Raw genomic sequence first — 11,272 nt, 5'->3', positions numbered from 1 at the left:
TCCCTGGGTTGTCAGCAGAAATGTTCGCGGGCGGACATTTCGTAAGGCGAACGTCGTTCCCTTATGCCGAGAATGAAAATTTTCTAGCCATACTTTTATGGCGCCCTGATATGAGATTGTTATGACTCGCATTTATCCACCATCCGTCGTTGCCAAATTTGGCGGCACCAGCGTCGCTGATTTTGATGCGATGAACCGCAGCGCCAGCATTGTCCTTGCTGATCAAGATGTCCGTTTAGTCGTTTTGTCTGCTTCTGCAGGCGTGACAAACTTACTGGTTGAGCTTTCTGAAGGTCTGGAAACACATCAACAATTAGATAAGATTGAGACTTTACGCGCCATCCAATACAACATTATTTCCCGCCTGAAGCAGCCGTCCGTTATCAGCACGGAAATCGATAATCTTCTAAACAATATACGTCGTCTTGCACAAACGGCGATGGTTTCGCCGTCTGATGCGTTAAGCGATGAATTAGTCAGCCATGGCGAGCTGATGTCCTCGCTACTTTTTACTGAAGTCTTACGTGAACGGCATGCCGAGGCCGGGTGGTTTGACGCCCGCAGCGTGATGCGTACTAACTCGAACTTCGGCTGTGCCGAACCTGAGCTTGGCACACTACACCACCAGGTGGAGACTCACCTGCGCCCTCGTCTTGAGCAAGCGATTATGGTGACTCAGGGATTTATCGGGCGTGATGCCGCAGGGCACACCACAACGCTTGGACGCGGCGGTAGTGATTACACGGCTACGCTTCTCGGTGAGGCGCTTCACGCCACACGCGTTGACATCTGGACCGACGTCGCAGGGATCTACACCACCGACCCACGCATTGCGCCGCGGGCCAAACGAATCGACCATATCTCATTTTCCGAGGCCAGCGATATGGCCGCCTACGGTGCGAAGGTTCTCCACCCGGCGACACTGCTCCCGGCAATGCGTAAAAGCATTCCGGTCTTTGTTGGCTCAAGTAAGGATACTGCCGCCGGAGGTACGCTGGTGCACAACACCACCGATAATCCACCTCGCTATCGTGCGCTCGCCGTGCGTCGTAAACAGACGCTGTTGCGGTTACACAGCCTGGAGGCGCAACCTTCCTGTTCTTTCCTGGCGCAGTCCTTCACCATTTTAGCTCGCCATGCGGTCACGGTGGATTTGGTTACAACCTCAGAGAATAGTATTGCGTTGGCGCTGGACGCCACTCATGCAACCTCAGGTGAAGACCATGTGCTGACCACCGCATTGTTTACCGCCTTGTCCTCCCACTGTCGTGTGGAAGTGGAAACCGGGCTGGCGCTGGTCACTTTGGTGGGGAATCAACTCACACAGGCTGCGGGAGTTTGCAAAGACGTTTTTGCCTGGCTTGAAGAGCATACGGTACGAATGATTTGCCATGGGGCGTCAAACGACAACCTGAGTATCCTGTTGCCGGCTGACAATGCAGACAGCGCGATCAAAGCGTTACATTATCGGTTATTCGAATAACGCTTCTTTGTAGTATGCCACCAAAGGTAGAAGTCGTTTAATCCAGTACTGACGAACAAGCAGAGCCCTGGTTTTTAAACCAGGACTTTGTGTTCAAACAACTGCACTCCGAGTTGGGAGAGCTATTTAGTTATGCCGATGATTGGTATCACCGCGACGGCAGCGTTTGTCATAGTGGCGCACCCACCAGTAACGATCGCTGATTTGTTCGTGCCCCCCCACTCTGGCACCCGCCAACCAGAGGACACCACCAACAAAAATACTGAGCACGGCACCATGTGCGAAAAACTGTGGCAGATTAAATTGCGGCAGTTGGTTTAAAATAGAGTAACCAACACCACCCACCATCACCACCAACCCTAAAGCCATGAGCACGTTACCGAGTAACGAAGCGTTTTTGCGTTTCATGTGTCACCTCCGGAACTTTGGGTTGTTACAGGGAATACCCCTAATCCTTATGTGTAAAGTATAGACAACACTGCCGTTCGCAAGTGCGGGAGCGATCACAATTACAAACACTCATGCAACAAAACTTTACAAATAAGCCACTGAACACACTCATTTTCTAATAGTCCATTTGTGCAATTATTCAGCTTTTGGCGATAAGCACGCAGTTTTTTGTCAACAGCAGCGTCAGACAGTAAACTACACGTCGTTTATCGAAACACTCAGGACAAAACACGTGGCGATTAAATTGATTGTCGGCCTGGCAAACCCCGGCGCAGAGTATGCGGCAACGCGACACAATGCAGGCGCATGGTATGTCGATCTGCTGGCAGAAAGATTACGCGCTCCCCTGCGCGATGAGCCGAAATTCTTCGGCTACACCTCCAGAGTTACGCTTGAAGGTGAAGACGTCCGTCTGCTGGTGCCAACCACATTTATGAATCTGAGCGGCAAGGCTGTCGGTGCGATGGCCAGTTTTTATCGTATTAACCCCGATGAAATTTTGGTCGCACACGATGAGTTAGACCTGCCCCCTGGCGTGGCCAAATTTAAGCTTGGCGGCGGTCATGGCGGACATAATGGTCTGAAAGACATCATTAGTAAGTTAGGTAATAACCCCAACTTTCATCGTTTACGCGTTGGAATTGGCCATCCGGGCGATAAAAACAAAGTTGTCGGATTTGTTTTAGGCAAACCGCCTGTTTCAGAACAGAAGTTAATTGATGAAGCAATTGACGAAGCGGCACGTTGTACCGAGATTTTGTTCAAAGACGGCCTGACCAAAGCGACGAGCCGGTTACACACCTTTAAAGCGCAATAAGCAGCGATGTGCGGCATTTTTCTCGCGTGCTGTGTATAATAGGCGAAGTTATTTACATTTCTACAATCTGTTTTCCATAACAGGTTGAATATCAAAAGATTAAGGTGATTTAAACATGGGATTCAAATGCGGTATCGTCGGTTTGCCAAACGTAGGCAAATCCACCCTGTTCAACGCGCTCACAAAAGCGGGTATTGAAGCGGCAAACTTCCCGTTCTGTACTATCGAGCCGAACACCGGTGTTGTCCCGATGCCCGATCCGCGTCTGGATCAGCTGGCCGAAATCGTCAAACCGCAGCGTATCCTGCCAACAACGATGGAATTCGTCGACATCGCCGGTCTGGTAAAAGGCGCGTCCAAAGGTGAAGGTCTGGGTAACCAATTCCTGACCAACATCCGTGAAACCGAAGCTATCGGCCACGTGGTGCGTTGCTTTGAAAACGACAACATCATCCACGTTAATAACAAAGTGGATCCGGCTGATGACATTGAAGTTATCAATACCGAGCTGGCGTTGTCCGACCTCGACACCTGTGAGCGCGCTATCCATCGCGTGCAGAAGAAGGCCAAAGGCGGCGACAAAGACGCTAAAGCAGAACTGGCTGCGCTGGAAAAATGCCTGCCACAGCTGGAAAACGCTGGCATGCTGCGCGCGCTGAAAACGCTGACTGACGAAGACAAAGCGGCTATCAAATACCTGAGTTTCCTGACGCTGAAGCCAACAATGTACATCGCCAACGTCAACGAAGACGGTTTTGAAAATAACCCGTACCTCGATAAAGTGCGCGAAATCGCGGCTGCCGAAGGTTCTGTTGTGGTTGCCGTTTGCGCAGCCGTTGAAGCTGACATCGCAGAACTCGATGATGCTGACCGTGAAGAATTCATGGCTGAAATGGGTCTGGAAGAGCCGGGCCTGAACCGCGTTATCCGTGCTGGCTACGAATTGCTGAACCTGCAGACCTACTTCACCGCTGGCGTGAAAGAAGTCCGTGCATGGACCATTCCTGTCGGTGCCACGGCTCCGCAGGCAGCGGGTAAAATCCATACCGACTTCGAGAAAGGCTTTATCCGCGCACAAACCATCGCGTTTGAAGATTTCATCACCTATAAAGGTGAGCAAGGTGCGAAAGAAGCTGGGAAAATGCGTGCCGAAGGTAAGGACTATATCGTCAAAGATGGCGATATCATGAACTTCCTGTTCAACGTCTAAATAAAATTTGTTATCTCATGAGGTTTCAACGAATCTCATGAAAATCACAAAACCTATAAAATCCACGCAATTGCGTGGATTTTTCATTTCATAATGTCTCAACTTATTGAACAGGCCCCGTCGTGAGGAAAGAATTTGTCTACGAGCGTGGGGTCAGTCCAACCAGCAGGATTGCCAGGCAAACCACTGGTTGCCTGGCAAAAAGGTCAGGAGACGATTATCAGAAGTTCCATTTCGCGCCGATCATTGCCGCACTGTCATTATAGCCTTTATCACCCACCTGCACGCCGACATTGCCCCACAGGTTGAAACGTGGGCTGACCTGCCCTTCGACACCCACTTTCACCTCACCCAGGTTTTTCGTTCCGGCCTGGCTGACGTTAACGCCGTCCATCCGGGTGCTGAAATCACGGGTATTGTGCAGCCAATTAACTTCGGCAAACGGCTGGAACTCACGCGCTTTACCGTTATCGAGCTGGCTGTGGCCTTTGATCCAGGTTTTCACACCAAGACGCGTTTGCACATTACCGTCACCGCTGCTGGTGATGCGGGTGCCGTTGCTTTCACGGTGATCGTCGGCTTTCACGCCCATCCACACGGCCTGTGCCTGCGGCTGGATATACCATTCGTTGGTCGAACCTTCACGCGTCTGGTATTCCCCCATTTTCCAGGTGTAGCCGGTTTCCACCGAGGCGTTCACCCCTTTCGATTTATAGGATTCGCCCTGCAGACCTTCACCCTTCACGCTGTTGTTAAACCAGTTGTACTGTGCCCAGGTATCGACATACAGCCCGCTGTGCGTCTCGTCGTTGGCATACCAGGTTGAGTAAACCCCGGCGGAATAGCCGTTCACAGACCCTTTCGAACCATACTGCGTACGTGACGTGTGGGTATTGCTGTGGTCGTTGCCGTAACCGGCCATCAGCCCAAGATGCCAGCGGTCAAGACCACTCTGGCTCCACTGCGCCACATCACCGCCCAGTTGAACGGCGTAACGGTTGCTCTGCGTTTTGAGCTGCCCGCTGCCATCACGCCAGTTGTTGTGGCCGCCCACGTGACGCATCCACATGCTGGTGACTTTTTGCTCGCCGGTTAAGGCGTCGATATACTGCGTTTCGCCCAGACGATCGTGCAGACGGGTCACAAATAGAGTGTTAGCCGCTGCCAGGTTCGCAGTGTAGCTGCCGCCTTCCGGACGCAGGTCCGGCGTTTCCTTATCTCCCGGGTCCGTGCCCGGGTCCGTTTTGCTGCTGTTCAGATACCAGTTGCTGCTGTTCTCGCCGGTACCGCGGTTCAGGGTGTAGTCATATGCCCCGGCAACAATACGGCCGTTCTGAGTGAAATCGCCGTCGGACGCCCCCTCAACGGTGATCACTTCGATACCGTTGGTGGTTGCCGCCCCTTTGCCACCGGCATTCGTCACCGTGATATACGTGTTGCCGGAGGTGTCACCTTCCACAACCAGCTTATCGGTGACAGATTTATCGTCGCCAAGCGCGGTGTTAAGTGACAGCAGCCCATCGTTGCCCGCATAGTTACCCTTAATCACCAGTTGGTTACCGGCTTGTTGACCGGACACACCGGTGGCCATCGTACCGTTGTTGGTGACGTTTCCGCCCACCGTAAATGTGTGCGTACCTATACTCTCAGCGGTGCCAACCTGAAGCAGACCAGCGTTGTTGATATCACCTGCCACGCCGCCAAACCCGGATAACGTTCCCTGTTCTGCGATATTGACCTGCTTGCTGCTCAGCACCACTGAAGCAATCTCGCTGCCCAGCTGCAGGCCTCCCTGCTCAATGTGTGTGGCACCGGTCCACTCGGCATTCTCGCCCACGGTGATGGTGCCACTGCCGAGCTTGGTAACGCTGCCCGCACCGGAAACAATGTTGTTCAGGTCCCAGTTACTGGCGCTGTTGAGCACCAGTGAACCAGTATTTTTTACCGCCGCATCGCCCAGATGCTCTGCCACAGATGCGGTCAGTTGCGAGGCAGCATCAATATCAAATGTTCCGGCAAACTCGCTGTTGTTACCGACTAGCACCACATCGCTGTCGGCGAGTTCAACACTGCCGTTATCGCTGATGGCGTTGTACAGTACGCCTGCGGCATTGCTTAACGCCAGCGTACCGGCCGCCACGATGTCGCCGGTGCCGAGGCCCAGCGTGGAGTTCAGCAGCGCCGTTGCCCCTTCGGCAATAGTGGTTTTCGCTGCCAGAGTGCTGTTTTCAGCCGTGACAGTCAGCATTCCGCCATTCAGGTTGAGCGCGCCGCTACCTGTTAAAGTGCCGTTAGCCTCGCCACCGTCCGCAATCGTCATGCTGCCACCATTAATGTTCAGCAGAGAATCGACAGTAGTAGTCAGTTTACCGACCGTCTGACTGTAGCCGTTCATATCAATACCGGTGTCAGATGCCAGACTCAGTTCGCTGGTCTGCCCCAGCACGTCGTTGTTCTTCATCAGCAGGTTGCCGCTGCGCACATCGGTGACACCGGTGTAGTCGTTATCCATATTGGAGAGAGACACGGTCTGGCCTCTGGCACTGTCGAAGGCCAGGTCTCCTGAACCGGTGACGCGGGCGCTGAGGTCAGCGGCATTACCTGTTTTACCGTTAGCATCCAGCACCAGTGCGTTACTGCCGGACGCCAGCAGTTCGACCTGCGTCAGCCCGTAGTTGATATACAGCCCGTCGTCGTTTTCGCCACCGGTCAGGCGGTAATCGTAAGTGCCTTTGGCCACCACGTCGCCATTCTGCTCAATGTCAGCCACCACGCCATCGCTGATAACGTTGCCGTCTTTGTCGGTTAACGTCAGGTTGCCCGCACCACCCTGCACAGCGGTGTCAGAGGTGACCAGTTTGATCAATTCCTGCGCGTCGTCCTGTTCAAGCAGGGAGAGCGTCGTATCCGTCAGCGGACGATCGTTGCTGACGCTGCCGGTATCCACCTGAACGGTCCCGCGACCACTCAGATCCATTTCACCCGCATGGATCGTACCATCCGCTTGCGTTTTGCCCGGTGTAACACCGTCGAAGCTCACCGTGCCGCCGTTAAACGCCAGCCCACCGATATTCTGTTCGCCCTTGCCAACATGCGTGATGCTACCTTCACCCGCGATCAGCCTCGCCTGAGTCAGCGCCTGAGTGTTCAGTCCGGTCAATTCATAGGTGCTGTTTTGCAGCGCAAGCGTGCCCTGGAAACCGTCTGCGGCATTGTTAGCGGTAAAATCAAACGCCTTGCCGGACGCATCCACAGACACGCTCCCGGTTCCCGATAGGTGACTGTTGAACTCTAGATCGCCGGTCGCGTTCAGTTGCAGCGTGCTATTCGCATCGATGCTGTAACCCGTATTTGATGCATCATCTTTCGAATCACCCAGGGCGAAGTCGACGTCATTGACGGTAAACACCGAGTTGCTGGTCAGATCGATATGCTCCATGCCGGTAATAGCGTCGGCACTATTCAGGCTGTACTGCGCGTTCTGCAACCGGAGCGTGTCTTCGCCTTCTCCGCCATTCAGGCTGGTGAAGAGCGACGTTTCAGTCGTCTTGATGTCTTTCAGCACGAAGAGATCGCTGCCGTCACCGGTGGTGATATCCGTTGCCGTACTGCCGGACTCCAGCGTGATGGTGTTGTCACCACTCAGTAAATTCACCATCCCGGTGATGCTGGCTTCCGCGGCATTGGTAAAGGCAATACCCTTACCTTTGACGATTTCCAACGCTTTTTGCGAAGCATCCAGCGCGCGGATCACCCCTTTATTAAGGAAACTTTCCAGTGAGCCGTTATCTGCATCGACCACCGCATGCGAGGTGGAAACCGACGTCAGCTCGCCCGACTGTTCAATAATTTTCGTGGTCCCGCCGACGACCAGCGCTTCTGCACCATCGCGGTCCAGCACGTTCACGCTGGCACCGGTTTTCAGGTTTGCGGACGAATTGGTGACGATCCCTTTGCCGCTCGCCTGCTGGACGTTGATGACCAGGTCGCGCGAATCGGACATATCCAGAGTCTGATTGGTTTGCGAACCATCAATGTTTTCAAACAGGATACCTGTGCCGCTGCCAGTGAGGTTGATGGTGCCAGAGTTGATCCGATCCATGGAAGCCCCGGTATGCACACCAACGCCGTTTCCGACGGTAATGTGGGTCTCTTTGAGTTGAATACCGGCAAGGTTGGCCTGGTTTTCAATGGCGTTACCGCTGCCGCCCGCGGCCATCGTGATGGTTGCGCCATCAACGACCAGCCCTTTCGCCCCGCTTGCCAACAGAATGGCGTGCGCCGTGCCGTCAGCGGTAGTTTGCCCTTCACCGGTCAGGTTAAGCGTTGCGTCGCTCCCGACCAGATACGCCGCGGTGCCATCGGTGGCAGAAACTGTCGCGATATTGTTCACCACAGAATCTGCGCCCTGAATATTGACCGCCACGCCATTCACCTGAATATCGCCGTCATTGTTCAGCGTACCGCCGGAAATCAGCACCCCGGTACTGTCAGGCTGATCAAAGTCAATGGTACCTTTGTGATTTAGCGTACCGCCATTGCGGGCGATATAGCCGAAAGCACCGTCAGCGGTGTTGGCCGTTTCAAGGGTGGCATAGCTGGTTAATACCGACTTACCTTTTTTGGCTTCTACGACTTCGCCGTCCAGGGCATAGTAGTTTCCGTCAACAACGCCCGCCGTTGTGCCCTTACCGGCGACTTTAACAATATCAGCATCCGCCGTGATTGTCCCCGTCGCGCCGCCTTCAATGCGAACACCAGTTGAGCCTTCGCCTATAATGCTTAACGCCAGCTTGCCGGAGTTAAAACTGCTGCCTACGTCCGTCGTAAGGATAATGGTGGAGTTATCACCCGTTGCATTCATTTGTGACATATTGGTGTTGGAGCCATCAAACGCAGCGCCGCCATCGACACGATAAAGCGTCGAATCTGTCGTCGAAACCGTTTGATTACTCGTGGAATTATCGATAATTGACGATCCAGAACCGTAGATGTAATACCCTGTCTGGTGACTCCCGTCATTGAAAGTGACCGTTCCGTTATCCACCAGGGTGATAGTGCCTTTATCACGCGCCTGCACACCGATGGCATAATCGCCATTGAGATTGACTTCGCCTGATACTACCGCGAGGGCATCCTCACCGCTTGCCCGGATACCGTAGTTAGCGTAATGCGTACCCTCATCAACACCGGAGTTGACGTTAATGACACCAGCGTGCGTGATTTTCCCACCGGCTTCCACATCAATACCGATACTGTTTTGCCCGTTCTGATTGATAATGCCTTTGTTCACGACCCGGTTTTCACTGGTACCTGATTTTACGTTGAGCCCCACGTTGGCAATCGAGGATTCGCCAGGCAGTTCGCCATTGATCTCTATCGTGCCATTTTGATTCAACGTCGCGGTATTTTTAACAACGATGGCTGTTGCGTTCGTTGTCTGAGAACCTATTACGATTTTTGAGGCCGCATCTCCGTTATACGTCGCGCTGCCTGATAACAGAACACCGATGGAGTCTCCCGAAATACGAAGGTCGTTAGTCGCATCCGAACCCTCACGTTGAGCCTCCCGGCCAATGTACAACATGCCGTTATGGTTGAATGTTGATTGCTGGCCGGCCTCAACACCTGTTGTGACCGGTGTGCCAGTGGTACTCGTCTGCGCTGTTGATGCGACATTGATCGTGCCATCATTTGTCAGCACCGCAGACGAAGAGAGTAGGACACCTTTATTACTGTATTGAGAAGAGCTCGTTGCCAGGTTAATCACGCCAGTGGCATTGTTATTAACAGTGGATGTGCCGTTTGCCAGGATAGCCGTGTGCTGGCCTGCTGCGACTAATGCTGCGCTCGAACCCAATTTTTCAGCCATGTCAGGGTTAGTCCCTGCATCAACAACCCCGTTGTTCTCAAATACAGAACCACTGTGAACGGCGACGACATAGGCCCCACGAAGCGTATTGTTATTCGACCCTAGTGTGCCCTCATTGATTAAGGTTGCACCATTTTCCAGGTTAACCAGCGATGCATCAGACCAAAAAAGTTGCAGATTAGCGTCTTTATCAATGTTAATAACGGCATCTTTGCCGGTTCCGTGGATGTAGGAGACGGTATCACGATTAACCGTTCCTCTAACTGCATCATCAGACGCAATCCCATCCTCATTCGCATAAATAGGGATAGACCCGGTAGTTCGCGCCAAATTCAGTTCAGCGTTGTACTCTGCACTGGTCATTGAGAGCTCACCTTTTTCAATCGCTGCGATTAACGCAGCGTTGTAAGCTTTAAACTCCTCCACATTTGTCACATTTTGTGGCCCAAGTTTGCTGGTGAACTCACCTGTAAATTCGTCAATCACTGGGTACGCAATAGCCGTGCCACCACTGTGATTGTTGTAATCATTACCTAACTGGGCTATTGTTTTAGAATGGTAATTAAGCTCTGCTTTGTCACCAGACTCACTGGAAACATTAAAAACTGATGATTTATTTATGCTACTCGTATTTGAACTTTTGAAAACAGCGCTAAATAAGTTTTCCCTATCATTAATCCAGTTGGCATCCTGACTTCCAACATTGACATCAAGAGTGGCTCCACTATTAACGTTGTATAGATTACGATCTATATACTGGCCGTTAGCACCCACGGCATTTGAAATCGTAACATTAAAGTCGGCGAGAGAGTTAATGACCATCGCATCATTATCGTAGACCGCTATTGATGTCGTATTCCCGGTAACTGGATCTATAAAGTCAATTACTTTGCTTTGCGAGCCGATGTTAAATATGTTGTTATTCTTAACATACTCACTATTAGTACCTAGAAGACCTTTATCATAAGCCTCACCCAGAGTCATATTGGTGTAACCACTATTACCATACGAAACATTCGAAAAGCTACCTGACAATGTATTATCCCGTCCACTCACTGTTATCTCTATGGCATCTTGTGGGGTCATGGAGTCTACTACATAATCTGTTGCCTGTGATTTCGCTGGAAAAAGTGCAAGCATTAATAAAGCGACAGGTGCCATTCGAAAAACATATGCATTCTGGAATTCTGCGCTGTATTGTTCTTCCGTAATAAGCGAAGAACTGCTTGATTGTACGTTTCCACGTGCCAGTTCGGAAACAACAACGGCACACGAGCGGGGTACGCTCCAGATAACCTTAAATACTTTGTTCATCATCTCACTCGCTTTTAACAGCCCATTTTCTTTCGCGGTTACTTCACAGGTGAATTTGGGCCAAAATTATCAGTGCCTGATTTTTAGCTCAGGCGTTTCGTGAGTGATTTTACTTGCCGCCCCTCT

The 11,272-nt window shown here is 52.0% G+C and carries 5 protein-coding genes; 3 read left to right on the top strand and 2 right to left on the bottom strand.

Annotated elements, in window-relative coordinates; all coding sequences use genetic code 11:
* The first annotated feature begins 121 nt into the window (after nucleotides 1-121).
* Nucleotides 122-1,483, top strand: a complete 1,362-nt coding sequence (gene lysC, locus GHC22_RS10560; RefSeq protein WP_008784984.1) for a lysine-sensitive aspartokinase 3 — start codon at nucleotides 122-124, stop codon at nucleotides 1,481-1,483.
* A gap of 126 nt (nucleotides 1,484-1,609) precedes the next feature.
* On the opposite strand, the gene ychH is transcribed toward lysC, so the two are convergent.
* Entirely contained in the window at nucleotides 1,610-1,891 is a 282-nt protein-coding gene (ychH, locus tag GHC22_RS10555) for a stress-induced protein YchH (protein ID WP_003833480.1), read from the bottom strand.
* Between the two features lie 274 nt (nucleotides 1,892-2,165).
* Between ychH and pth the strand changes: the two genes are divergently transcribed.
* Nucleotides 2,166-2,750 (top strand): aminoacyl-tRNA hydrolase, encoded by a 585-nt coding sequence (gene pth / locus GHC22_RS10550; protein ID WP_003020814.1) that lies wholly within the window; start codon nucleotides 2,166-2,168, stop codon nucleotides 2,748-2,750.
* Between the two features lie 115 nt (nucleotides 2,751-2,865).
* Nucleotides 2,866-3,960, top strand: coding sequence for a redox-regulated ATPase YchF (gene ychF, locus GHC22_RS10545; protein WP_003020818.1), 1,095 nt, complete (start codon nucleotides 2,866-2,868; stop codon nucleotides 3,958-3,960).
* A 220-nt stretch (nucleotides 3,961-4,180) separates the two neighbouring features.
* Here the strand turns inward: ychF and GHC22_RS10540 are convergent, their stop codons facing one another.
* Nucleotides 4,181-11,146 carry an autotransporter outer membrane beta-barrel domain-containing protein gene (locus GHC22_RS10540; RefSeq protein WP_153753976.1) on the bottom strand — a complete coding sequence of 2,322 codons (6,966 nt, stop codon included), beginning with the start codon at nucleotides 11,144-11,146 and terminating at the stop codon, nucleotides 4,181-4,183.
* Between the last annotated feature and the right edge of the window lie 126 nt (nucleotides 11,147-11,272).

The organism is Citrobacter sp. H12-3-2 (assembly GCF_009649895.1).
In the GTDB taxonomy this organism is placed as follows: Bacteria; Pseudomonadota; Gammaproteobacteria; order Enterobacterales; family Enterobacteriaceae; genus Citrobacter; species Citrobacter portucalensis.
This window is presented reverse-complemented; position numbering and strand designations above follow the sequence as displayed.